This is a genomic window from Leeuwenhoekiella palythoae, from assembly GCF_020310025.1.
Lineage (GTDB): Bacteria > Bacteroidota > Bacteroidia > Flavobacteriales > Flavobacteriaceae > Leeuwenhoekiella > Leeuwenhoekiella palythoae.
On record NZ_CP084318.1, the window covers coordinates 3,156,545 to 3,180,501 of the forward strand.

At 39.3% G+C, this 23,957-nt stretch carries 21 protein-coding genes; 8 read left to right on the forward strand and 13 right to left on the reverse strand.

What is annotated here, in order from left to right:
* Positions 1-135 precede the first annotated feature (135 nt).
* The 3 genes from LDL79_RS13515 to LDL79_RS13525 all read right to left on the reverse strand — a co-directional run bounded on the left by LDL79_RS13515 (position 136) and on the right by LDL79_RS13525 (position 2,442).
* Entirely contained in the window at positions 136-756 is a 621-nt protein-coding gene (locus LDL79_RS13515) for a hypothetical protein (protein WP_225598079.1), read from the reverse strand.
* Positions 757-892: 136 nt separating this feature from the next.
* Complete coding sequence (locus LDL79_RS13520; RefSeq protein ID WP_225598080.1) at positions 893-1,711, reverse strand: hypothetical protein; 819 nt, start codon at positions 1,709-1,711, stop codon at positions 893-895.
* 155 nt (positions 1,712-1,866) lie between these two features.
* Complete coding sequence (locus LDL79_RS13525) at positions 1,867-2,442, reverse strand: hypothetical protein (protein ID WP_225598081.1); 576 nt, start codon at positions 2,440-2,442, stop codon at positions 1,867-1,869.
* Between the two features lie 616 nt (positions 2,443-3,058).
* On the opposite strand from LDL79_RS13525, the gene LDL79_RS13530 reads away from it, so the two are divergent.
* On the forward strand, positions 3,059-3,796 hold the full coding sequence (locus tag LDL79_RS13530) for a hypothetical protein (protein ID WP_225598082.1): 738 nt from the start codon (positions 3,059-3,061) through the stop codon (positions 3,794-3,796).
* Between the two features lie 312 nt (positions 3,797-4,108).
* Positions 4,109-5,104: an NADP-dependent oxidoreductase gene (locus LDL79_RS13535; protein ID WP_225598083.1), complete on the forward strand. Its 996-nt coding sequence runs from the start codon at positions 4,109-4,111 to the stop codon at positions 5,102-5,104.
* A gap of 78 nt (positions 5,105-5,182) precedes the next feature.
* Here the strand turns inward: LDL79_RS13535 and LDL79_RS13540 are convergent, their stop codons facing one another.
* The 3 genes from LDL79_RS13540 to LDL79_RS13550 form a co-directional block, all read right to left on the reverse strand.
* Positions 5,183-6,160 carry an acyl-ACP desaturase gene (locus LDL79_RS13540; RefSeq protein WP_225598084.1) on the reverse strand — a complete coding sequence of 326 codons (978 nt, stop codon included), beginning with the start codon at positions 6,158-6,160 and terminating at the stop codon, positions 5,183-5,185.
* A gap of 200 nt (positions 6,161-6,360) precedes the next feature.
* Positions 6,361-7,059 (reverse strand): carboxypeptidase-like regulatory domain-containing protein, encoded by a 699-nt coding sequence (locus LDL79_RS13545; RefSeq protein WP_225598085.1) that lies wholly within the window; start codon positions 7,057-7,059, stop codon positions 6,361-6,363.
* A 78-nt stretch (positions 7,060-7,137) separates the two neighbouring features.
* Positions 7,138-9,588 (reverse strand): S9 family peptidase, encoded by a 2,451-nt coding sequence (locus LDL79_RS13550; protein ID WP_225598086.1) that lies wholly within the window; start codon positions 9,586-9,588, stop codon positions 7,138-7,140.
* 233 nt (positions 9,589-9,821) lie between these two features.
* Here LDL79_RS13550 and LDL79_RS13555 point away from each other — a divergent pair, with 233 nt between their 5' ends.
* Complete coding sequence (locus LDL79_RS13555; RefSeq protein WP_225598087.1) at positions 9,822-10,829, forward strand: 3-oxoacyl-ACP synthase III family protein; 1,008 nt, start codon at positions 9,822-9,824, stop codon at positions 10,827-10,829.
* Positions 10,830-10,904: 75 nt separating this feature from the next.
* On the opposite strand, the gene LDL79_RS13560 is transcribed toward LDL79_RS13555, so the two are convergent.
* The 3 genes from LDL79_RS13560 to fahA all read right to left on the reverse strand — a co-directional run bounded on the left by LDL79_RS13560 (position 10,905) and on the right by fahA (position 14,034).
* On the reverse strand, positions 10,905-11,909 hold the full coding sequence (locus tag LDL79_RS13560) for an acyl-CoA dehydrogenase family protein (RefSeq protein ID WP_225598088.1): 1,005 nt from the start codon (positions 11,907-11,909) through the stop codon (positions 10,905-10,907).
* Positions 11,887-12,492: a nicotinamide riboside transporter PnuC gene (gene pnuC / locus LDL79_RS13565; protein WP_225598089.1), complete on the reverse strand. Its 606-nt coding sequence runs from the start codon at positions 12,490-12,492 to the stop codon at positions 11,887-11,889. The genes LDL79_RS13560 and pnuC overlap by 23 nt, the downstream gene beginning before the upstream one ends.
* 249 nt (positions 12,493-12,741) lie before the next feature.
* Complete coding sequence (fahA, locus tag LDL79_RS13570; RefSeq protein ID WP_225598090.1) at positions 12,742-14,034, reverse strand: fumarylacetoacetase; 1,293 nt, start codon at positions 14,032-14,034, stop codon at positions 12,742-12,744.
* A gap of 109 nt (positions 14,035-14,143) precedes the next feature.
* On the opposite strand from fahA, the gene glyA reads away from it, so the two are divergent.
* Positions 14,144-15,418, forward strand: a complete 1,275-nt coding sequence (gene glyA / locus LDL79_RS13575) for a serine hydroxymethyltransferase (protein ID WP_072979732.1) — start codon at positions 14,144-14,146, stop codon at positions 15,416-15,418.
* Positions 15,419-15,546: 128 nt separating this feature from the next.
* Here the strand turns inward: glyA and LDL79_RS13580 are convergent, their stop codons facing one another.
* Entirely contained in the window at positions 15,547-15,990 is a 444-nt protein-coding gene (locus LDL79_RS13580; RefSeq protein ID WP_225598091.1) for a 3-oxoacyl-ACP synthase, read from the reverse strand.
* A 223-nt stretch (positions 15,991-16,213) separates the two neighbouring features.
* On the opposite strand from LDL79_RS13580, the gene LDL79_RS13585 reads away from it, so the two are divergent.
* Positions 16,214-18,403 (forward strand): transferrin receptor-like dimerization domain-containing protein, encoded by a 2,190-nt coding sequence (locus tag LDL79_RS13585; RefSeq protein WP_225598092.1) that lies wholly within the window; start codon positions 16,214-16,216, stop codon positions 18,401-18,403.
* A 35-nt stretch (positions 18,404-18,438) separates the two neighbouring features.
* Here LDL79_RS13585 and LDL79_RS13590 read toward each other — a convergent pair whose 3' ends face one another.
* Entirely contained in the window at positions 18,439-19,038 is a 600-nt protein-coding gene (locus LDL79_RS13590) for an RDD family protein (protein ID WP_225598093.1), read from the reverse strand.
* Positions 19,039-19,995 (reverse strand): alpha/beta fold hydrolase, encoded by a 957-nt coding sequence (locus LDL79_RS13595; protein WP_225599979.1) that lies wholly within the window; start codon positions 19,993-19,995, stop codon positions 19,039-19,041.
* A gap of 170 nt (positions 19,996-20,165) precedes the next feature.
* Between LDL79_RS13595 and LDL79_RS13600 the strand changes: the two genes are divergently transcribed.
* Positions 20,166-21,086: a metallophosphoesterase gene (locus LDL79_RS13600; protein ID WP_225598094.1), complete on the forward strand. Its 921-nt coding sequence runs from the start codon at positions 20,166-20,168 to the stop codon at positions 21,084-21,086.
* On the opposite strand, the gene LDL79_RS13605 is transcribed toward LDL79_RS13600, so the two are convergent.
* Positions 21,079-21,543, reverse strand: coding sequence for an Lrp/AsnC family transcriptional regulator (locus tag LDL79_RS13605; protein ID WP_072979722.1), 465 nt, complete (start codon positions 21,541-21,543; stop codon positions 21,079-21,081). The genes LDL79_RS13600 and LDL79_RS13605 overlap by 8 nt on opposite strands.
* A 166-nt stretch (positions 21,544-21,709) precedes the next feature.
* Between LDL79_RS13605 and LDL79_RS13610 the strand changes: the two genes are divergently transcribed.
* Positions 21,710-22,672 (forward strand): NAD-dependent epimerase/dehydratase family protein, encoded by a 963-nt coding sequence (locus LDL79_RS13610; RefSeq protein WP_225598095.1) that lies wholly within the window; start codon positions 21,710-21,712, stop codon positions 22,670-22,672.
* Positions 22,673-22,682: 10 nt separating this feature from the next.
* Positions 22,683-23,870: a glycine C-acetyltransferase gene (gene kbl, locus LDL79_RS13615; RefSeq protein ID WP_225598096.1), complete on the forward strand. Its 1,188-nt coding sequence runs from the start codon at positions 22,683-22,685 to the stop codon at positions 23,868-23,870.
* Positions 23,871-23,957 lie beyond the last annotated feature (87 nt).

Below are 23,957 nucleotides of genomic sequence, written 5' to 3' on the forward strand. Positions count from 1 at the left end.
GACGACCTACATATTGATATACGAATAGGGTGATTTTCAAACCACAATTTACGTAAAAATGGTATCTACTGTTGTGAGGTTATTGGTAGAAGAGGTTTGGTGAACGAATGAATTGTAAGCAGAGTAGCGTGTATGCTATTTTGAAATTAGATTTATAGCATTCCAAACATATTCTTTGCTAAATTCTCCAAAATATGAAATATATTCTCCATCTGAAGAAATTACTACGAAACTTGAGCAGGGATAATGATATTTAAAAAACAGTTTTTCAGTTAGGCCATCAGGATCTTTATGCCAATTGAGTACTCCATCATATTTTTCTAAACCCTCTTTTTCCTTATATAGATAAATAGGAGCGTTAGCTTTTAATTGTTGAACTCCATCTTCTAAAGTTTTATGCCAATTTTTAAGTGTTTCTTTTGTAGCTGATCCCGACGAATTGCAAGCGTCTTTTCCTGGATGATAGATAATTACTAAAGGCTTAGTGTTATCTAATTTTACTGAGGTTTTATTGGAGACTAAGGAACGATAAGCTTCAAAATTTTCGAGTTTTCCGGTTTTAGTTCTCTCAATTAATTTTTTCTGATTTAAGGAATCAATCTGAATATCTAGATATTGATTCGTTGATCTCTTTTGTCTGAATTTTGATTTAGATATTTCGTTATTATTAATATCTAAATAGGTGAAATCTCCTTGTGAAGAGGAACAAGAATTGATAAGTATTCCACTTATTATTAGAGTTAGAATTTTTCTCATAGGCGTTACAACGGCTAGGTGTAAGTATTACTAAGTACTAGCAGCTAACTTACTAAATACAGAATGAACTAGAGGGGAATGCGCAGAATTTTGCGAGTAGGTGAGACCAAGCTGTTACTTATAGCCATTATTTTACTTAGTTTTTATATTTGATTTCTCTATAAGTTCTGTGATACGGTTCTATTGTTCCATCAGGACTAATAACGTTTTTGACTAATTTTATCCAATTCCCTTTTTCGTCATATTCATAGTTCATTTCGTGAATAAATGGTTCTGTTTTGTCCGTTAAAATCCAAAACATTTTAGTGATATCTCCGTTTTCATTTTTCTCAAGGATATAGTCTGAATTAATATTTCCTTTAATTTCTTCTTCTAGTCTCCCTTGGTAATTAAAATCCATTAAAATGAAATGACTATTTGAATAATCATAATTGATATTTTGAATTCTGGTTTTATTAGGTCCAACGATTGTATGCTCAATTAAAGTTGGATTATTTATACTATCGTATGTCACAGTATATCTCATATAAGTTTTTCCCGAATCGTTTAATTTTTCTTTTATCTTCTTCCCTTTGAGATATTGATAATTGACTTTAGTAATATACCATTTTCCCCCTTCATATTTTAAGTTCCCTTCATAATTCAAAATACGTTTATAGGAATCCAGTTTAATTATTTCGTCAGCAATGAATTCATTATCTCGATATTTTTTAACAAGCATTTCAAAATCAGATTTGATGGTGTAAATGTTTTTTTCAATCCAAGTTTCGGAATTTGCCATAAAAATTGTGTCATTAACAACTATCTCTGAAGGACTTCCAAATTTCACTTTGTAATCTGCTTTCGATGCAACCTTTTCCGAAATTTCTGAATAAAAAGTTGGTTCAGATTCTTGATTTTGGGAATATCCAATTAGGGTAATGGAAAGTGAAAATATGAATAGGAATTTGCTCATTTCTTAAATTAGGTACAACGGTTTTGTGTAAGCTTCAGTTATCGGTTTTATTTACTTTGTTTTTCGATTTAGAACTGACGTTAGCAATGCCGAGTGGATTCGGACGTAGTCGAATCCGCCGTAATTGCGGTTATACTTTGTTACCAAACGTATTTTCATTCCATTTCAGTTTCTTTGACATCAATTCCACTTGGTGGTGGCGGTGTAAAATATTCTTCTCGATATTTTGCCATCTCTTTTGGATATAATTCAGTCATTATTCGTTGATAACGCTCAATATTAATTCCACGATTCCCAAGTCCAGTTGTTCTCAATAGAATTGTGTCTTTTTCTTTTGGGTTAATTATGATAAAAAATGGACTGCTTATTTCTTCTTGATAATTAATATCAAAATCAGTCATCATTTTTTCTAAGTTCAACGTGTCATTTTTTAATTCATAAAGAACTTTATTAAAATGAACAGGTTCGTCCTCCATTACCCGTTTTTCTCTTAATTGAAGAAACACACTATCATTGGTTTTTGTGAGTTGTAATTGGTCATATTCACTCCACATACACATAGATAAAACAACTCCGATATTCAGAGTATCATTATTTTCCATTTGAGTTGTAAATTCAGAGTAATCTTGAGCAACTTTAAATTCAGATTTTTTTGGTTCAACCTTTTTTTCACAACCAAAAATTAGGGTTGCAAAAATTAATATTAATATGTTAAACTTTTCGTTTCTCATATGTTTGCTAACTCATCATATCAACACTAAATATATACATATCCCATTAGATTTAAGGAATATCAACACTTTTAAGTAGTGTTGTAGAACGCCTAAATAACGCGCAGACCCGTATTACTTACTTTGATCTCTTGGCAGTTTGCTTCGTTTTTCCTTCGGTAAAGCGTGTATTTTTTAAAAACAGGTGTAGTATTCTGTACCAGCTCCGCTGTTTTTTAATCCTTTTTAACCCGAGGCAGTACCGAACCAATACCGAACCAATACCGAACGAATACCGAAGGAAACCCCTTGTTTTTCCGAAAGACCCTGCTGTTATATGCACATCAATGCATAAGCCTGCCAAACCCTGCGAGCCTATGCATTTTTAAAATTCGGCTTTAAAATTGGCTTAAAGAACTTCTAGACTTCAATCTTTAGTTTTATAAGGTGTGCGATGCAAGAACACAATTTTAACGGTATGCTTGATTAAACGTTCCTCGTTTTTTTATGTCCAACATAAATAAACCCTACGTGTAGATTGCGCATTAACGTTAAAATGAGTTGAAGCGCCATACCTACCGTAACACTTGATCTATTTGAAGGTCTCTTATATATAGATCAATCAAATAAGAATTTCATGAAAACGATTGCGCATCTCGAAGAACAGATAGAAGAATTACCAGAAGGCTACGTATTTACCCATAACGATTTTAAGAAATTTACAGAAAACGAAAATTCTGTTGAGCACTTTTTGAATACCCTTGCAAAACGCGGAACGATAAGCAAACTGGCTAAAGATAAATTCTATAAGCCCGAAATTCTTGCAGAAGGGGAGCAGCTTTTAAAACCCTATGAGGTGGTAAAGGATTTGCTTTATGATGGCGAACAACAAGTGGGTTATCTTTCAGGTGCTTCGGTATTTGCAAACTTTGATTTTGATGCTGTTAAAGCTACACAATTAGAAGTGGGGCTGGCAGAAAAGCGTAATCCCATAAAGCGAGGTGCGTTCAAAATATGTTTTGTAAAACAAAATAATCCCATAATTGCAGCGCACATTCCTTATTTTCAAATTCTTGATGTTTTACGGGCAGTACATAGCACTAACAGTGCAACACCAGAAGAATTGTGTTATCATATGACCAAACGACTTACAGCGTTGAGCAGCCCGGAGCATAAGACTATTGCTAAACTTGCTTTGAATTATAATGCACGCACCCGCGCACTTACCGGTGCAATGCTTCAAAAAATTGGTTATCTAAAAGAAGAGATTTTGACGCTGCTCAAAGATTCCATTGCAGCCTACAGTAGTTTTACGTTTCATATTCCGAGTAAAAATTTACCACACGCTAAAGCATGGAAAATACGCTGTGATTAATACCAAGCCCCTTTGTAATAATTTTGGTATCGTAGTCTCTTTTTAAAGTTATGTTTTTTTTAAAACGTCTGATAGCAAAGCTCATATCTTTCAAAGGCAAATATCTTATAATGTTGGCTATGAACTCAGATTTTAAACTTGTATTATCTTTTAAATAATCGATAAAACGAGGTCGTCTTGTAAAGTACTATCGCTAAAAGATGGAGCTACGACTTACCTAATTTTTATTCTTCAATAGATAGTTAAATAAGTATTAAAAAGAATATTTCACATTTTAACTGTTTGCCGTCTTGTAATTTTAAAGAAAAAAATATGGGACAAACAATTTTATTGAATAATCGACCTGAAGGAACTCCTAATCTAGGAAACTTTAAATTTGAAGAACAATCTGTTGGAGACCCTCAAGAGGGAGAATTACTTGTGAAATCAAAGTATGTATCGGTAGATCCGTACTTGAGAGGACGTATGAACGATACGAAATCATATGTCCCACCATTTGAAGTTGGAAAACCTTTAACATCTGGTATTATCGCAGAGGTTATTGAATCAAAACATCCAGATTATAAAGCAGGGGATTATGTTTCTAAAGTAATGCCTTGGAAAACCTTACAAGTAATAACAACTGAAGATTTACATAAAGTAGATGCGTCGAAGGCGCCTTTGTCTGCTTATTTGGGAATTTTAGGAATGACCGGCCTTACTGCATATACTGGTCTTACCGAAATAGGAAAACCAAAAGAAAATGAAACCCTTCTAGTTTCAGGAGCAGCCGGAGCTGTTGGAAGTATAGTAGGCCAAATAGGTAAACTTTTAGGCCTGCGGGTTGTGGGGATTGCAGGAAGTGACGAAAAAATTAATATGCTTAAACAAAATTTTAATTTTGATGCAGGTATTAATTACAAAACAACAGATGATCTAACTGCTGCAATAATAGAACACTGCCCTGAAGGAGTTGATATTTATTTTGATAACGTAGGAGGAGAGATTTCAGATGCTGTTTTATATCACATTAATAAATATGCACGCATCATCAACTGTGGTGCGATCGCAGTTTATAATGAGACCACTATTCCTAAAAGCTTAAGTGTTCAACCTTTTTTAATAAAAAATAGTGCGCTAATGCAAGGGTTTATTGTATCTAATTATGCTTCAAAATTTGAAGAAGCTATCGCTCAATTAGCAGAATGGCTAAAACAGGAAAAGCTAGTGTATACAGAAACAATTGTAGAAGGTTTTGAAAATATTCCTCAAGCATTTCTAGATCTTTTTGATGGAAAGAACAAAGGTAAAATGATTATTAAAATCTGATTTTATACTTACCAAATCGTATAAAAAATCCCCGATAAGTTTCTTATCGGGGATTTTTTATAAAATAAAAGTAAAGAACTAGGTAGCGATCCATTTAAACGTATGATCACGTTTAGGTACTACAATACGCTGCGAAATACGTTCCAGACGATCAGGTAAATTCATCAGGTAATCGCGAGCGCGTTCCCCTTTGTCATTAAGACCTTTTATATCATTGATTTTCCAATCTGCAATTAAAGATTTTAGGATCGTGATGTAGTCCTGAGTGGTGTACACCATAGAACGCTGTGCAGCATCAGAAAAATGTTCCCACAGTTCGCCAATTTGCTGACCGCTCTCGCGTAAGAACATCGCAGGCATTACGATCTTATTTTTCATCATGGCTTCAAAGGCCATCATCATTTCACTAGGATCTAGCTCAAAAATTCGGCGTACAAAATCCATATATGCCGAAGCGTGCCTCGCTTCGTCTTTAGCAATCGTATTACATATTTTGGCCAGCTGTTTGTTGCCTGCTTTACGCGAAAACGATGCTACACGGCGGTGCGACACGTTAGTTGCCAATTCCTGAAAACTGGTGTATACAAAGTTTTTATAAGGATCCATACCGGTACCAATATCAAAACCATCGCTAATGAGGTACTGCGTACTAACTTCCATCTCGCGCATATTTACGCGTCCTGACAGGTATAGATATTTATTAAGCAGGTCACCGTGACGGTTTTCTTCTGCGGTCCAGGCGCGCACCCATTTAGACCAGCCGTTGCCGTTTACCTGATCAACACCTTGTACGCTCATTAACCAAGACTCGTAGGTGGGTAAAGCTTCCTCTGTAATCGTATCACCTACTAAAACCGTAAACAGATCATAATCCATCTCGCGGCAGAGCTCTTGAATCTCTCTTACATCTTCTATAAACTCAGGATTTGTCGCGTCTGGAAGCATATCGGTAGGTTGCCAGTTTTCTTCAACCGACTTCAAATATTTGCCAATGAGCTCGTCCATAGACTTTCCTATGGTTTGCATCACTTCAAGACGTATATCATTTAAATTCATCGTGTGTGTTCAAAAATTAAAACATGTTTAGGGGTGCGAGCTTGTCTGGTTCTCGCATAGGCGTAAAGGTAGCTGTTTTAAACGGTATGCACCCTATTTGTGATAGACACTTGTTATGCACGCATAGTTTTGAATGCAGCTTAAGTATAGAGGTTTGATGTTCAGTTTTGAATACTTGTAATGCAGAATATCAAAACTACTTATTGATGTTTAGATCGGGGTTTTTTAGTTTTCTTTACCTCGATAGTTTGACCAACAACTACAACCCCAAGCTCCATCATTGAGGGGTCTTCCTTAAGTATAATATTCATTTTAGGCATATTTGCTGAAAGTAGCACCTCTTTATCTTCGTATCCTAAAAACGTAATTAATAATTTTCTAGATTCCTTAAAGTACTCTGATGGAATGGAAATACTAAAATGTCCATCAAAGTCTGCTATAGCACCAATTGAAGAATCTTTTAAATGGATATTAGCACCAGGAAGCGGCAGGCTGTCTTCAGCAAGTATAATTCCAGAAAATATATAATTGTTTATCGTGTCAACAGTCGTGATTTGATTTTCTTGTGTGATTAGCTCCGTATTGGACTTAGAATTATTCTCTTGCCCCAGCACTGGTTCACATAAAGCCAGCAACGAAGTAAACGCTGCAGCAATACCTAAATGCTTAAAAGGAGATTTTTCCTCAGGAATGAAATAGGTGGTATCTAACTGATCTTTGCGGTAGCGCCCGCAAAGTTGACCGCCACTCTGCACTTTATCTGCAATTTGCTTACGCGTCAGCTGTGTAAAATCAATAACTTCTTTTTCGCAACTGCTACAAAAGCGTCCCTGCTCACTTAGAGTCATTTGTGACCAGTCTTCGTGACAAGGTTCGGGAATACGTAGTTTAAAATACATAGGTTCAGTGTTTAGTCGCAGTGAGCAGACGTGAATCGGCGTACACATTTACGCTGCTCACTGCGACTACTTACTGCATTATTGTTTTACTTCTTTTTGTTTTTTGATCTCTTGTACGTCACGATTCTTCACATACTTTTCAAGCCACTGGTCTTGTTCCCAAAGCATATGTAAGATAGATTCTTTGGCAGCATAACCGTGACTTTCTTTAGGTAGCATCACTAATCGTGCCGTGGCGCCTAAACCTTTTAGTGCATTGAAGTAGCGCTCGCTTTGAAGCGGATATGTACCACTGTTATTATCTGCAACTCCGTGAATGAGTAAGAGCGGAGTTTTCATCTTGTCAGCGTGCATAAACGGACTCATTTCATAATAAATCTCTGGAGCTTCCCAATAATTACGCTCTTCAGACTGAAAGCCAAACGGCGTTAGCGTACGGTTATACGCACCGCTTCGGGCGATTCCGGCGGCAAATAAGTTAGAGTGACTTAACAGGTTGGCTGTCATAAAAGCTCCGTAGCTGTGGCCACCTACTGCTACGCGATCACGGTCAATATATCCTAAGTCATCTACAGCATCAATTGCAGCTTTGGCATTAGCAACTAGCTGACTTCTAAAGGTATCATTAGGTTCTTCGTCACCTTCTCCTACGATTGGGAATGCCGCATCATCAAGCACCACATAACCTCGGGTTACCCAATACACCATAGAACCATAATAAGGATAGGTGAATTCGTTAGGGTTTGTGGTTGTTTGGGCTGCACTGCTTTTGTCTTTATACTCGCGAGGATAAGCCCAAAGCAACATAGGTTTCTTTTCTTTTTTGTTCATATCATAACCTACCGGAAGGTATAAAGTTCCAGAAAGTTCAAGTCCATCTTCTCGCTTATAGGTGATCACTTCTTTATGCACATCTTGAATACTTTTAAACGGATTTTCAAAACGCGTGATTTGATCTAACGAGTTATCGTTGAGATCTCTGATGTAATAGTTAGGATATTCTGTTGGCGCTTCTATGCGAACCAAGATTTTACCGGCTTCAATATCTAAAGCTTTTTGAAGACTTTCTAACTTATCGGTGTATTCAGATTCGTATATACGTTCGGTTTCCTGGGTTTTTAAATTCATTTTATCAATAAATGGAAACTGGCCTTTATCGCTGAATCCGTCTCCCATTAAATAGGCATTACCGTTTACTAAAGTCAGTACCGAACGCCCATATTCGTTATCGTGGGTTACAAAATTTCCGGGGTCGCTATACACATCTTGATAGCTTCGGTCAGAAATGACTTCGCCCATATTGCTTCCATCCGAAGGATTAAAAACATAGGTTTTAGTGTTTCGGGTATTCCACCAGCGATCGTATGCAATAGCTGTATTGGCATCACCCCATAAGATTCCGCTGTATCGGTTGATCGTCTTGATCACTTTTTGCGGAGCCGCACTAAAGGGTGCTTTTTGCATAAAAACCTGATCTCTATATTCAACTTCAAGCTCAGGATCTCCTTGATCTAAGGCTTCTACCCAGTATAATGTTGCCGGTTGATCGGCCCGCCAAGAAATGCGTCTTTTACCGGTTTGTGTAGCCATAAACCCTTGTGGTAATTCTTCAAGAAGAGGGGTTTCATTAACTACTTTTACCTCAGTACCATCTTGCTGATAAACCGTTACGGTTTCGGGAAAACGATAATAAGGAACGATGTACGAGAAGGGTTTGTGGATGGTACTTGTCATAATGTAGTTGCCATCAGGCGAGAACGAAACATCGCTATACATCGCTGCGTCTTTCCATAAGGTAGAAGTTCCATCTAGATTTACTTTTACGAGAGCAGAAGTCGCCAGTTGCTCAAAGTTGAATACATCGTTAGGATTTTGAAGAAGATCCTGATAGGTGCGGTTTTGCGCCTTAGAACCGTCACTTGTAGAGATCGTTGGTCCGGTTGGGACTGCCTCTGCGGTGTTCACAAGCTCTTTACGCGTCGCCGGAAGCATATTAACCAGCAGGCTCTCCCCATCTTTAAACCAGCTGATAGGATTCCCCATATTAGCATTCACAAAAGCTTCGGTTACGCGTTTTGCAGTTGCTGTTTTCAGGTCAAGAACCCAAACTTGTACTCCGTCTTCAATGGTGTTAGTAAACGCCATTTTACTTTCATCTGGAGACCAGTTAAAATTACTGAGTTTAGCATCTTCAGGAAGTCCGCTGATGGTGCCGGCTTCGGTTTCCTCAATACCTTTGATTTTGATGTCGTTGTAAAACGTAGTACGGCTACCTATATTCGTTTTAGGATTGATACGCAGTCCGCCAAGGCGTAGCTCTTCTTCAGAAAGTTCGGCGATGGTTTTATAGCTGTCGCGATACATTAAGAGCATCGTGTCACCTTCTGTATTCATCAATACCCAGGGAGCACGCGGTACATCTACAAGGTCTAGAATTTCCTGAGGTGGTTTTTGGTAATCCAGATTTACCTGTGCGACTACCGAAGCAGTAAGCAGTAAAAACAAGCTCAGCAGGTTGAGTTTTTTCATAGTTATTTGTGTTTGTTGATTTAAATGGCTTAGCGTCTACGTGTTAGACAAAAAGTGGCTTTTTAACTGTTTTAAAAATACTTAAAAAATATTCTTAATGCCACGCTATTGCTATGCGTGCATAGCTAAATAGGAAATCACTAACACGCTACAAATTGAAGAAATACTATATTACCACCCATATAACCTCTGTAATTTTACAGATTCTTATTTCAACTAGATTTTAATAAACTATGTATAATTCTCGAATTGCCGGAATGGGCGCTTATGTTCCCGAAAATGTAGTCACCAATGATGACCTTTCAAAGATGATGGATACTAATGATGCGTGGATTCAGGAGCGTACCGGTATTAAAGAACGTCGTCATATAAAAGAAGGGGACGGCAACACGACTGCGGTAATGGGTGTGAAAGCTGCAAAAATCGCATTAGAGCGAGCGAAGATGACGGCTCAAGATATTGATATGATCGTTTTTGCGACGCTTAGTCCAGATTATTATTTTCCGGGCTGCGGCGTGCAGGTTCAAGAAATGCTTGAGATGCGTACGGTGCCGGCGCTCGACGTTCGTAACCAATGTAGCGGTTTTGTTTACGCGCTTTCTACGGCAGATCAATTTATCAAAACCGGAATGTATAAAAACATTCTCGTGATAGGCTCTGAAAATCATAGTGGTGGTTTAGATATGACCACACGCGGGCGTAGTGTTTCGGTGATCTTTGGTGATGGGGCAGGAGCTGCTGTGCTCACTCGAGAAGAAGATAATAACAAAGGTATTTTATCTACGCATTTGCATAGTGAGGGAGCGCACGCGCTAGAGCTTTCACTTAAAGGACCTAGTACGATGGAGTGGGTACCTGAGTTGATCGAGAAAGATCCGCAAGAGGATATACCCTATTATCCATATATGAACGGACAGTTTGTATTTAAAAATGCTGTGGTGCGTTTTGCAGAAGTGATCAACGAAGGTTTACAGCAAAACAAACTCACAGCAGAAGATATTGATATGTTGATTCCGCATCAGGCTAATTTGCGTATTTCGCAGTTTGTGCAAAAACAATTCAAGCTGAAGGACAATCAGGTATTTAACAATATTCAGAAATATGGAAATACCACTGCGGCGTCTATACCTATTGCGTTAACCGAAGCTTGGGAGGAAGGTAAGATCAAAGAAGGCGATACGGTAGTCTTGGCTGCCTTTGGAAGCGGATTTACCTGGGCGAGTGCTATAATAAAATGGTAATGACCTAACGATCATTTAAATAAATTAATAAAAAAGGAACCAACGTGGTTCCTTTTTTATGCTGTATAATTCGTTTTATCGAGTAAAAATATGATGCTGAGTGGCTGTAAAATAATCCCGGAAAATTTGATTGAGCGGATGCTCCACACGTGCCGCTTTAATTCCCAAAAGCGGGTGCAACTCCATCAGTATTTTAGATAGCCGTTTAACCGAAGCTGCCGCTGCCGTATGTAATGCTTCGATTTGAACATCTGAAAACGAAGTATTGTCAGCCGTTGCCGCTTCGACTTCATTTGCATATTTATAAAGTAAATCTTCTGCTTCGGTAGTGGTTTTATGCGGATCTTCTAGTGTTTTTTCGTCTAGAAGTTTTGAGGCTTCCGCCAAGTAATGTTGCACCATCCCAATATAATTTATCCAAAGTGTAAGATCTGCAAAAACCCTGAAGTTGATCTTAAAAATATCTTGAGGCAGATAAAATCGATTGTAGATAAAACTATAATCTTTATCCACCAGATAATCCGTTACCGCAAAAGATTGTGTAGCCGTCGCCTTTAAACCCATCGTATGCCAATCGTCTATAATGCACACCGCTTCGCACGGAATAACAAAAGATCTGAAAACGGGAGCGCCATCGTCATCTGTTAATTCTATTCCGTCTTCAATGATCTTTGCATTTAATGTGAAGTGCGTAAGGTAAGGTGCTCCGGTAGCATAGTTCCAGGTTCCGTTGAGGAGGTACGAATCTCCCTTTTTTTCGGCGAAGCCAAAGAGTCCGCCGCTTCCTCCCAAAACAGTAACATCATTAGGGTTGAAGAGTTCTGCTGCTGTTTCCGGTTGTAGATTTCCTATAAAATAATTAGCACCGCTACACAGCGTAACCGTCCAACCTAAGCTTCCGTCAATGCTTGCGAGCTGTTGAAGTGTGCGTAAACCTTCGGTAAGACCTAATTCTAGTCCGCCGTGTGTTTTTGGCACCCAAATATTCCAAAGTTTTGCAGTTGCGATAGCTTTTAGCGTTTCCGCATCAAAAACTTTTTGATGACCGTTACAGGTTTTAAGATCGTGCCAATGCTGCATGCGAATGATTTTGTTTGATGAGTTTACGCCATTTTAAATAGCCCGAAGTACCAACGATAAAGAGAAATACCGTGAGACCGGCGTAGATGTACAATTCTTTGTAGATCAATAATGGGATCGAAATGATATTGCTGATGTTGAGGTACACCCAATTCTCGATCTTACGTTTGGCCATCAACCACATTCCTGCCCAGGCAAAGGCGCTAACTACGGCATCCAGATACGGCACATCAGAATCTGTATGTTGTGTGAGCCAGTAGCTCATCAACACAAAACAGCCCAAGACAATACCGCCGGCTTTGAGGTGTTCATCACGTTTAGAATAGGCGATTGGTGCTTCTTGCTTTTCTTTGCCAAATTTCCAATACAGGTATCCATAAATACTCATTACCAGATAATAGAGATGCAGCAAAATATCTGCATACAGCTTCGAGTGATAGAGTACCCAAATACCGATGAGAATACCTATGATTCCAAAAATATAGTTGTTGACGTTGTTTTTGCGAGCGAGCAGGACCTGAGTAACGCCAAAGGCGGTCCCAATCCATTGCAGCCAAACAAAATCCATAAAAAACTCCTCCATTGTGATCAGTTAAAAATGTGTTGAATGAGGAGATGAGCCCTATAGGCAGAAGCACACGCGTGGTGTCGTTTAAAATCCCTACGCCGGTACTAACCGGATCAGGTGTGAGGTAAAGCCTCTGGGTATCATCTCAGCCTGCATCATTAGAGCAAGCACCCCATTTTCTGGTGTAAAGGTACGTGTCTACAATTTAAAAACGCGCTAAATATTTAAGGATTTAGCACGTTTTTAAATAAGTATGTTTTGATATTATTTTTTCTTGTGTTTAAACACAGGAAGGATCTTTGTGGTTACTTCTCCAAAGCCAATGCGGGCTGCACCGGATTTCTCACAGTGCCCACGCACGATCACGGTATCATTATCTTCAATATATTTTCGGTCGCCACCTTCGGTAAGTTTTACCGGTTTTGAACCTTTCCAGCTGAGTTCAAGCATTGAGCCGTAAGAATCGGGAGTAGGTCCAGAAATGGTACCGCTGCCCATCATATCTCCGCTATTTACCGGGCAACCATTGATGGTGTGATGCGCCAATTGCTGACTCATATTCCAATAAAGATATTTGAAATTAGATTTACTCACGATGGTTTCCGCTTTGTCTTCGGGTTTGATGCTCACCTGAAGATTGATATCAAAAGTCTTTTTACCTGAATAATTCAAATAAGGAAGCAGTTCTTCTTCGGGCTTCGGGCTTGTGGTTCTAAAGGGTTCTAAAGCGTCAAGAGTCACGATCCAAGGAGAAACAGACGAAGCAAAGTTTTTTCCTAAAAAGGGCCCAAGAGGCACATATTCCCAACGCTGAATGTCGCGCGCACTCCAGTCATTAAATAAGACCATCCCAAAGATGTATTCTTCAGCCTGATCTGCAGGAATTGGTTGGCCTAACTCATTAGCATCGGTGGTTATAAATGCCATCTCCAATTCAAAATCCAACTGGCGCGACGGACCAAATATAGGTTTAGTCGCTCCGTTAGGGAGCTTTTGCCCCTGGGGTCTGTGCACGGGTATTCCAGAAGGAATGATCGAGCTGCTTCTTCCGTGATAGGCAACCGGCATATGCATCCAATTAGGCATTAACGCATTTTCGCCACCGCGAAAGATTTTACCCACATTGGTAGCGTGTTCTTTACTGCTGTAAAAATCAGTATAATCCCCAATCTGAACAGGAAGTTGCATCTCTACTTCATTCAATTCAAAAATTACGATATCCCGGTGTTCTTCATTATCGCGTAAATCAGCATTGCTTTCCTCAAAAATATGAGAAATCCGATTGCGCACGGCACGCCAGGTTTTGCGCCCGTCAGCAATAAAATCGTTCAAGGTATCTTGTAGGAAGATATCATCGGTAAGCGGGATTCCTTCAAAGTAGCCCAGTTGATGCAGCGCACCCAAGTCAATTGCATAATCTCCAATTCGGGTACCAATGGTAATGATATCATCACGGGTAAGAAATACGCCAAAAGGAATATTTTGAATAGGAAAATCAGTATGCGTAGGGGTCTCTAACCAGGTTTTACGTTTAGGGTCGTTTGCTTTGGAAGGCATAAATTCTTGATAAAATGTTAGTAAATGCTCATTTCAAATATAGAATTAAAATAGTACCAACCAATTCTAATGACTACTTTTGCACCTAATTTAACAAACTTTATAAAGCATGCAACGGGATACTGAAATCTTTGATCTTATTCAGGAAGAAAAACAACGTCAACTTAATGGTTTAGAGTTAATTGCATCAGAGAACTTCGTCAGCGAACAAGTGATGGAAGCGGCGGGCTCTGTGCTTACTAATAAATACGCCGAAGGGTATCCCGGAAAGCGCTACTATGGAGGTTGTGAAGTAGTAGATGTGGTAGAACAAATCGCTATTGACCGCGCTAAAGAACTCTTTGGGGCAGAATATGCCAACGTACAACCACACTCAGGATCACAAGCAAATACAGCGGTATTTCACGCTTGTATGAAGCCTGGCGAAACCTTTTTAGGTTTTGATCTAGCACACGGAGGTCACTTGACCCACGGTTCGCCGGTAAACTTTTCTGGTCGTTTATATAATCCTGTGTTTTATGGGGTAGACCAAGAAACCGGATTATTGAACTACGATAAGATAGAAGAACTTGCAGTAAAGGAGCAGCCTAAGATGATCATCGCAGGAGCTTCTGCGTATAGCCGTGAGATCGATTATAAGCGTTTTCGTGAGATCGCAGATAAAGTAGGAGCGATCTTGTTATGTGATATGGCACATCCTGCAGGTCTTATTGCCAAAGGAATTATTGGTGATCCTGTACCACATTGTCATATTGTTACCACCACTACCCACAAAACCTTAAGAGGACCTCGTGGAGGTTTGATCTTGATGGGGAAAGATTTTGAGAATCCATTCGGGATTAAATTAAAGAATGGAAATCTGAGAATGATGTCTTCTTTATTAGATAGCGGGATCTTCCCAGGTAATCAAGGCGGACCATTAGAGCATATCATCGCTGCAAAAGCAATTGCTTTTGGTGAAGCGCTTACTGATGATTTCTTACATTATATGGTTCAGGTTAAGAAGAATGCTGCGGTTATGGCTGCAGAATTTGTAGCTAAAGGTTACGATATTATTTCAGGAGGAACTGATAATCATATGATGTTGATCGACCTTAGAAATAAAGATATTTCCGGTAAAGATGCTGAAGAAGCTTTAGGCAAAGCAGATATTACCGTTAATAAAAATATGGTACCGTTTGATACGCGTTCGCCATTTGTAACTTCAGGAATGCGTATTGGAGTTGCTGCGGTAACCACACGCGGATTGGTAGAAGACGATATGAAAAAGGTAGTAGAACTTATTGATGCTGCGATCGTAAACTATCAGGATGATGAGAAGCTTGAAGAAATCGCAGGCCAAGTAAATGAAATGATGGGGCACAGACCGCTTTTTAAGCACTAAAAGCTGAATGCATCTAAAATAAAAAAATCCCGAAGTTCTGCTTCGGGATTTTTTTATAGGCGTAGCCTATGGTATGCACTTTGAGGCTTGTTTCACAATGAATATAAAACTAGCCTGAGGTAGTTTGCCTAAAGAATTTCTTTAACGGTTATCTTTTGTTCTCTAAAAGTGATCACCTCGTCCTTTTGTGTTCCGGTGAGCAATTCACCAATAGGAGAAGCACTCGAGATACAATACACATTGCCGGTTTCTAATTTAAGTTCGCCATACGGAATTCCTATAAGATAGCTTGCTTTATCAGTAAGCACAAGACTTCCTTCACCCACAACGGCATTAGGAGTGAGGCTGATTCGGTTTAAAAATTCTTTCTGCTTTTCCACCTGGTCAAGCTGTCCTTGCGTACGCTCTAATTCCTGCTGAATCATTTCAACGCCGGTTTCATATTTATCTCCGGCACTGCTTTTAGTATCACTATCACGCGATTCGATAAGACCGGATTTAGTCTCTTGTAACTGATTAAATTTGGCGGTTAAGCGCAAGCGTAATTCTTGTATAAGTACTTTCTTTTGCATGTAGTGTTTCTGTTTTTAAGGCGGGCGAAATTAGTCTAAATCTGTTTACCACGCTCGCTATTTTTTGGGTTGCAACAATTTATTTTATTGTCAATTTAAACAATTATCACTCCAATAATTTCCGAATTGATAAAAGTAATTCTTGTATAAAGCTACGATGTTATTGGGCGCTACTTATTTCATAACTTAAAGGCTGAAGTCTAAACTAATACAAACATTATTTATGAAAAAACAGTACGTATTGTTATTGCTCTGTGTATGGTCGCATATAGCGCTAGCGCAAACTATTCAAGGATTTACCACTAAAAGCACACAAGATCAGTTGGCTTTAGAGACTCAGTTTGATGCTAAGCTTAAAAAAGAAAATCTAGATGAGTGGATGCAGTTTATGGCAGCAGAACCGCATTATGTAGGAACAGAGTATGGTAAAAAGAATGCCGAATGGATGAAAAAACAATTTGAATCCTGGGGCTACGATGTGGAGATCGATGAATATCAGGTGTTATTCCCGTATCCTAAACTTCGGCTTTTAGAACTTACGGCACCTACTGCTTTTAAAGCCGCTTTGGCACCAGAACCTATTGCCGAAGATAAATATACCCAACAAGGAGAAGCCTTATTACCCAGCTACAATGCCTTTTCAACTGATGGCGATGTGACTGCAGAATTGGTTTTTGTGAATTATGGTGTGCCAAAGGATTATGAAGAACTAGAGAAATTAGGAATAGATGTCAAAGGTAAAATAGTGATCGCTAAATACTATGGTTCGTGGCGTGGGATTAAACCGAAGCTGGCCGCCGAAAAAGGGGCGATAGGTTGTATCATTTATTCTGATCCTGCTGATGATGGTTATGTGCAAGGCGATGTGTATCCTGAAGGTGCGTTTAAGCCTGAGACCGGCGTACAACGCGGAAGCGTGATGGATATGCCTTTATATCCCGGAGATGTGTTAACGCCAGGTTACGGAGCTACAAAAAATGCCAAGCGTTTAGATCGTAAAGAGGCGCCTACCATTACTAAAATACCGGTTTTACCTATTTCTTATGCAGATGCACAGCCTTTTCTTGAGGCTTTAAACGGACCTGTAGCACCTTCTGATTGGCGTGGAGGTTTACCAATTACGTATCACATAGGTCCCGGTCCTGCCAAAGTGCATTTAAAACTAGAATTCGACTGGCAGTTAAAACCGGCGTATAACGTCATTGCAAAACTTAAAGGTGCTGTTTATCCGGAGGAGTGGGTGATGCGAGGTAATCATCACGATGCTTGGGTTCACGGTGCGTCAGACCCTGTAAGTGGGATGGTAGCTTTAATGGAAGAAGCTCGTGCAGTGGGAGAATTAGCTAAGGCGGGTCAACAACCAAAGCGCACCATTGTATATTGTGCATGGGATGCTGAAGAACCAGGTTTGATCGGTTCTACAGAGTGGGTAGAAGATCATCAGGAAGTGCTTAAAGATAAAGCGGTAGTTTATATCAATACAGATGGAAACGGTCGTGGATTTTTAGGAGTAGGTGGTTCGCATACCTTAGAAACTATGGTTAAGGAAATAGCCGGTAGCATAGAAGATCCACAAACCGGGGTTTCACTTGTGGAGCGTCGCGCTGCAGCTGCAAAAGTCGCTAATCGCGATACTGATTTTAGACTTTCAGCGTTGGGCTCGGGATCAGATTATACGCCATTCATTCAGCATACGGGAATTCCTTCTCTTAACCTGGGCTTTGGCGGTGAAAGTTCTGGAGGGGAGTATCATACGATTTTTGATACCTATAGTCATTATACGCGTTTTAAAGACCCCGGATTTGACTACGGAATCACTTTAGCTAAAACCGCGGGGCACATTACATTGCGTATGGCAAACGCAGATATTCTTCCTTTTGAAATGAATGCGTGGTACAAAACCATTTCAGAATATATGGATGAGGTTACCGAAACAACCGAAGCGATGCGTAAGCAGGCCGAAAAACAGCAACAATTGGTCGCTGAAAATGCGTATGTTATTGCTGCAGATCCTAAAGATAATTTGAAAGCTCCGGAAGCTGAAAAAGATATTCCGTATCTGGATTTTTCTCCTTTACAAAACGCTTTAGCTTCAGTAAAGACAAGTGTTCATGATTTTTCAAAAACTGATTTCACCAGTTTAAGTGCATTGAAGCAAAAGATGGTAAATGCCAAATTGAAAGATCTTGAAAAAGCCTTATTGAGCGAAAGCGGATTACCCAGACGTCCTTGGTTTAAACATCAAATCTATGCTCCTGGATTTTATACCGGCTATGGTGTAAAAACCCTACCCGGCGTGCGCGAAGCGATAGAACAAAAGAATTTTGAAGAAGCTCAAGAACAAATTGAAAAGCTAGCGAAGACTTTGACCGCTTTTAAAGGTAAATTAGATGAGATCGTAAAAATGGGATAGGAAAATCTAAATATCCTTATGAAAAGCCTCAGCTACTAGCTGGGGTCTTTTACTACCTGAGTATTTGAAAAGCGATCGTGAAAACCGTTTTTAGTGATCAAAAAAGATAGGCGATCAAATGGAATTAACCTGCACAGCGTGCGTAATGCAATTGTACCGGCATCCGGCCTTTCACCGTCCTTAGTGACCACAATGGTTTTGGTAATATATTTCCCCACTGTTTTTTGGAAGAAATATTCGGTGAGGCCGTGATATAATAAAAAAATCAAGAGTACCATTCCGTAGCCTACGGCGAGTAAGAAGTCACTGTTTGAAGTAACAAAAACAGAATCTAGAGATAAGCTGCCAATGAGTACGAGCAGGAGAAATACGATAAAATCAATTAAAAAATTCACAAAACGCGTCCAGGTCGTACTCATATAATCTTGTATTTCCTGAACAGCGGTATTATCCTGAGCCACTTTTTTAACCAGATGCGCCATACGCATTTTGTCAATGCCACGTCGGGAGATTTCCGCTTCTGCCGCTTGTACGGTATGCGGTTCGTACTTATGAACCTGAACCGTTACAATTCTGACGAGGTCTTCATCAGAACTTTGTTTAAGATTGATTTGCGGGGCTTTGTCTGAACTCATTTATTTGCTTAAAAAGGACACCAAAGGTGCAATAAATTTTTCAAAACGCTCAATGTGCGGAAGATGTCCTGTATTAGGAATTTCAACCAATTCGCTATTTGGAATTTTCTCCTGTGTTGCCTTCCCTAACTGATCGTAAAGACCCATAGTGGCACGAACTTCATCACTAACTAACGGCTTGCCTAAAGCGGTACGATCTCGAGTTCCAATTATGAGCAGCGTTGGAGACTGTATATTTTTAAATTCATAAACCACGGGCTGAGTAAAAATCATATCGTAGGTAAGGGCGGCATTCCAAGCGATGGTTTCATAATCAGAATTGAGCGTCCAGCCTGCCAAAAGGTTGACCCATTCATCGTATGCAGGATCCCAATTACCATCATAGTAGCTTTCTAATTGGTATTTTTTGATCGATTCATAATCTTTCTTGAGTTCGTTTTCATACCACCAAGTAACAGGTTTATAAGGCACTTTTAATTTCCAATCTTCAAGCCCAATAGGATTTTCTAAGATCAATTTTTCAGTAGTTTCAGGAAACATCAAAGCAAATCGGGTGGCGAGCATTCCGCCCATAGAGTGTCCTAAAACTGCAGTTTTTTCAACACCTATACTGTCTAAAACCGCTTTGGTATTTAAGGCCAGCTGTTGAAAGGTGCAATGAAAATGCTCTGGCTTAGAAGATTTTCCGAAGCCTATTTGATCAGGGACGATCACACGAAATCCTTCGGCGGTTAACGCAGCGATTGTGGTCTGCCAATAAGCACCGTTAAAGTTTTTACCGTGTAAGAGCATAATGTTTTTACCGTTGTAGTTCTTCGGTTTAACATCCATAAAAGCCATCTCGAGCGTTTGATTTTGAGCCTCTATTGGAATAGTAGCAACTTCATAAGGATATTCATAATTGGCTAGTTGAAGATCTAGGAGTTGCAACTGATCCTCTTGAGCTTTACAAAGCATTATACTGAAACAACAAAGGAGTGCAAGCGTTATTTTTTTCAAAGCAGTAAATTTCCTTTAAACAATACATAAGAATACTAAATCTACCAGCGCCGCTCAACTCTTTAATAAATCTTTAAACTACATCGAAACAGTTTTGATCTCATGCGTAAGGTTTAATTTTGTGATCTATGAAACAAGCCACCCTAACCCGTCGCAATTCTCTTAAACTTTTCGCCCTCAGCGGAACCACAATTCTTACAATGCCAAATGTATTATGGAGCGCTAAGAAGGTAGCAAAACCTTTACGTTTTGGAATCATTACAGATTCACACTATGCAGATCGGGATCCTGCCGGTACACGTTTTTACCGCGATGCCTTGCCAAAAATGAATGAAGCGATCAAAGCTTTAAATGAGGCCGACTTAGACTTTTTAATTCATTTGGGGGATTTTAAAGATCAAGGAGCAGAAGCCAATCCGCAGGAAACTTTGAAGTACTTGCAAGAGGTTGAAACGGTTTTTCAACGCTTTGACGGAGACGGATATCACGCTTTAGGCAATCACGATGTAGACAGCATTCGCAAAGCTGAATTTTTGAGAAATATAAAGAATGCAGGGCAGGAGCAGGCGAGAAGTTACTATTCATTTGAAACTTCAGCGTTTATTTGTATAGTGCTAGATGCAAATTATGATGCAGCCGGGAAGGACCATTTTTATGTTGAAGGTGCCAACTGGGAAGATGCTCATATTCCGCCGGAAGAGCTAGAATGGTTTAAAAATACATTGACCCAAGCGCAAAAACCGGTCTTGGTGTTCTGTCATCATCCGCTATACCCATTTTATAAGGAGGGTTCAAAATTTCACGTTACCAATCATCAAGAAGTACAAGAACTTATGGAAGCTTCTCAAAAAGTGATCGCGTGCTTTCACGGGCATGTGCACAAAGAAGAATTTAAAACCATTAAGGGTATTCATTACATCACACAGTTAGGAATGGTAGACTACGAAGGACTGGAGAATAATAGCTTTAGTATCGTAGAACTCGACGAAGCTCACTTAAAAATAGAAGGTTTCAAGCGTGCATCAGACTATGAAACCCGGCTTAAATAGCAATGGTCGTGGTGTTGTAAATTTCTTTCAGCACAAAGTAGCTTTCTAAAACCCCAATATTCTGAATTTTTGAAAGTTTGGTGCGCACAAATTCGTGATATTCTTCAAGACTTTCCAAATGAATTTTAAGGAAAAAATCAACTTTTCCGGCCATATGATAGCACTCTTGAACCTCGACCAATTCTTTAATCTGAAGCTCAAAAGTTTCAATAAAGCCTTCATTGTGATACCGTAAAGACACCATGCAGATCGCCGTAACCGGGCGGTTTAATTTTTTCTTGTCGAGCAGTGCGACATAGTTTTTTATATAGCCTTTTTGCTCTAATCGCTTAATGCGCTCATAAACCGGAGAAGCGGTTAGATGTAGCTGATCTGCAATTTCTTTTGTGGTCATTTTTGCATTCTCCTGTAGGATTCTTAAAATCTTTAAATCGGTATCGTCAAGTCTTTCGGTCATCGCAGAAAAATTTACTGTGTAGTATGTGCTATAATTTGCTTAGAAGCATAAACAACTTCTAAAATACTATTTTAAAGTTAAAAACACTTAGTTTTTTAGGTTTAACAGATAATTAAAAGGTTGCGCCTTGTAGTTTATTAGTTTTATATTGAAAATATAAATAGCTATGAGCACACATAAACTATTGATTACAGGAGCTTTTGGTCAGTTAGGAACCGCCTTAACCGAAGCTTTAATTTATAAATACGGCAGCGATGCGGTTATCGCTTCAGATCTTAAAGTTCGTGATGATTTTGATTGCGAAACTTTAGAGCTTGATGCAACCAATTTAGAAGCGATAGATGAGGTTGTTCGCAAATACAGAGTTACGCAGATCTATCATTTAGCTGCGGTACTTTCTGCCAAAGGAGAACAGCAACCCCTTAGAACCTGGGATTTAAATAATTCGACCTTTTTTAATGTGTTAGAAGCTGCGCGTTTAAATGATGTGCAAAAAGTCTTTTTCCCAAGTTCTATCGCAGTATTTGGACCTGATGCGAGACAAGAAAATGTGGCTCAAGATTTTGCTTTGAACCCTACCACAGTTTATGGAATAAGCAAAGTTGCGGGAGAGCATTGGGCACGGTATTATAATACAAAATACGGTATGGATGTACGTTGCTTGCGTTACCCCGGATTGATTAGCTATCAGTCTTTACCTGGCGGCGGTACTACAGATTATGCGGTAGATATTTTTCACAAAGCCATTAATAATGAGGAATTTGTTTGTTATCTTAAGCCTGATACACAGCTTCCTATGTTGTATATGGACGATGCTATAGATGCAACCATAAGAATGATGGAAGCCTCAAAACGAGATATTAAAACCGTAGGATATAATATTCAAGGCGTGAGTTTTTCACCTGAAATTATTGCTGCTGAGATCAAGAAAACTTTTCCTGATTTTGAGATCAGTTATCAGCCAGATTCCCGTCAACAGATTGCAGAAAGTTGGCCAATTTCGTTAGACGATGCACGTGCAAGAGACGAGTGGGGATGGGAGCCAAGCTTTGATCTTAAACGTATGACTGAAGAAATGATCTACCGTCTCGAATTAAAAAAAAATAGAAACCTGAGCGTTTTCGCCTAAAAATAAAATCATGTTTACATCTGTAAGAGAAAGTATACAACAAGAATTAGAAGAGATAAAAGAAGCCGGTCTTTACAAAGAAGAGCGCATTATTACTACCCCGCAACGTGCTGAGATCAACACGCAAAAAGGAAGTGAAGTGCTTAATTTTTGTGCTAATAATTACTTAGGACTTTCGGCACATCCAGACATAATAGACGCCGGAATTTCTGCGATTAAAAGTCACGGTTTTGGTCTTTCTTCTGTGCGTTTTATTTGTGGTACTCAGGATATTCATAAAGAGTTAGAGCGTAAGACCGCTGAGTTTTTAGGGATGGAAGACTGTATCCTGTATGCCGCGGCATTTGATGCAAATGGAGGTGTTTTTGAACCTATTTTGACGAAAGAGGACGCGATCATTTCAGACGAATTGAATCACGCAAGTATCATAGACGGAATACGTTTGTGTAAAGCAGCACGTCACCGTTATAAGAATAATGATATGGAAGCGCTTGAGGAAGAATTGAAAAAAGCTTCAGGAGCGCGTAGAAAATTGATTGTAACCGATGGGGTATTCTCAATGGACGGCACCATCGCGCAGCTGGATAAAATTTGTGATCTGGCAGAGAAATATGACGCAATGGTTATGGTAGATGATTGCCATGCCACAGGATTCATTGGTGAGAGCGGTAAAGGAACTCATGAGTACAATAAAGTAATGGGTCGTGTAGACATCATTACCGGTACTTATGGAAAAGCCCTTGGCGGAGCCTCGGGCGGTTTTACCGCAGCTCGCAAAGAAATTGTAGATATGTTGCGTCAAAAATCCAGACCGTATTTATTTTCTAACACACTAGCGCCGGCGATTGCTGGAGCTTCGATCAAAGCGATCGATATGTTGAGTGAGTCTGGTGACTTGATCAAAAAAGTGCAAAATAACGCGAAGCGTTTTAGAAAAGAAATGACTGATGCCGGTTTTGATATCATTCCGGGAGAGCATCCTATCGTGCCTATAATGTTGTACGATGCAAAATTAGCTCAGGAATTTGCCGCTCGTTTGTTAGATGAAGGAATTTATGTCATTGCCTTTTTCTATCCAGTGGTACCTAAAGAGAAAGCGCGTATACGTGTACAACTTTCTGCAGGTCACGAGGACGAGCATATTACCAAGGCGGTAGCGGCATTCATTAAGGTAGGTAAAGCACTGAATGTGATATAATTGAAAATAAAAAGAATTTAGAAAGCCTCACTTTTGAAGTGAGGTTTTTTTATTTTAAGCGTAATATATTGATATTTAGTAGGTTAA

What these genes read in the sequence shown, in the direction of transcription:
- LDL79_RS13515 (WP_225598079.1), bottom strand. Translation starts at nt 756, where the DNA reads ATGAGAAAAATTCTAACTCTAATAATAAGTGGAATACTTATCAATTCT.
- LDL79_RS13555 (WP_225598087.1), top strand. Translation starts at nt 9,822, where the DNA reads ATGTATAATTCTCGAATTGCCGGAATGGGCGCTTATGTTCCCGAAAAT.
- LDL79_RS13560 (WP_225598088.1), bottom strand. Translation starts at nt 11,909, where the DNA reads ATGCAGCATTGGCACGATCTTAAAACCTGTAACGGTCATCAAAAAGTT.
- LDL79_RS13550 (WP_225598086.1), bottom strand. Translation starts at nt 9,588, where the DNA reads ATGAAAAAACTCAACCTGCTGAGCTTGTTTTTACTGCTTACTGCTTCG.
- fahA (WP_225598090.1), bottom strand. Translation starts at nt 14,034, where the DNA reads ATGCCTTCCAAAGCAAACGACCCTAAACGTAAAACCTGGTTAGAGACC.
- LDL79_RS13605 (WP_072979722.1), bottom strand. Translation starts at nt 21,543, where the DNA reads ATGACCGAAAGACTTGACGATACCGATTTAAAGATTTTAAGAATCCTA.
- glyA (WP_072979732.1), top strand. Translation starts at nt 14,144, where the DNA reads ATGCAACGGGATACTGAAATCTTTGATCTTATTCAGGAAGAAAAACAA.
- LDL79_RS13545 (WP_225598085.1), bottom strand. Translation starts at nt 7,059, where the DNA reads ATGTATTTTAAACTACGTATTCCCGAACCTTGTCACGAAGACTGGTCA.
- pnuC (WP_225598089.1), bottom strand. Translation starts at nt 12,492, where the DNA reads ATGGAGGAGTTTTTTATGGATTTTGTTTGGCTGCAATGGATTGGGACC.
- LDL79_RS13585 (WP_225598092.1), top strand. Translation starts at nt 16,214, where the DNA reads ATGAAAAAACAGTACGTATTGTTATTGCTCTGTGTATGGTCGCATATA.
- LDL79_RS13590 (WP_225598093.1), bottom strand. Translation starts at nt 19,038, where the DNA reads ATGAGTTCAGACAAAGCCCCGCAAATCAATCTTAAACAAAGTTCTGAT.
- LDL79_RS13520 (WP_225598080.1), bottom strand. Translation starts at nt 1,711, where the DNA reads ATGAGCAAATTCCTATTCATATTTTCACTTTCCATTACCCTAATTGGA.
- LDL79_RS13610 (WP_225598095.1), top strand. Translation starts at nt 21,710, where the DNA reads ATGAGCACACATAAACTATTGATTACAGGAGCTTTTGGTCAGTTAGGA.
- LDL79_RS13525 (WP_225598081.1), bottom strand. Translation starts at nt 2,442, where the DNA reads ATGAGAAACGAAAAGTTTAACATATTAATATTAATTTTTGCAACCCTA.
- LDL79_RS13535 (WP_225598083.1), top strand. Translation starts at nt 4,109, where the DNA reads ATGGGACAAACAATTTTATTGAATAATCGACCTGAAGGAACTCCTAAT.
- LDL79_RS13580 (WP_225598091.1), bottom strand. Translation starts at nt 15,990, where the DNA reads ATGCAAAAGAAAGTACTTATACAAGAATTACGCTTGCGCTTAACCGCC.
- LDL79_RS13540 (WP_225598084.1), bottom strand. Translation starts at nt 6,160, where the DNA reads ATGAATTTAAATGATATACGTCTTGAAGTGATGCAAACCATAGGAAAG.
- kbl (WP_225598096.1), top strand. Translation starts at nt 22,683, where the DNA reads ATGTTTACATCTGTAAGAGAAAGTATACAACAAGAATTAGAAGAGATA.
- LDL79_RS13595 (WP_225599979.1), bottom strand. Translation starts at nt 19,995, where the DNA reads ATGCTTTGTAAAGCTCAAGAGGATCAGTTGCAACTCCTAGATCTTCAA.
- LDL79_RS13530 (WP_225598082.1), top strand. Translation starts at nt 3,059, where the DNA reads ATGAAAACGATTGCGCATCTCGAAGAACAGATAGAAGAATTACCAGAA.
- LDL79_RS13600 (WP_225598094.1), top strand. Translation starts at nt 20,166, where the DNA reads ATGAAACAAGCCACCCTAACCCGTCGCAATTCTCTTAAACTTTTCGCC.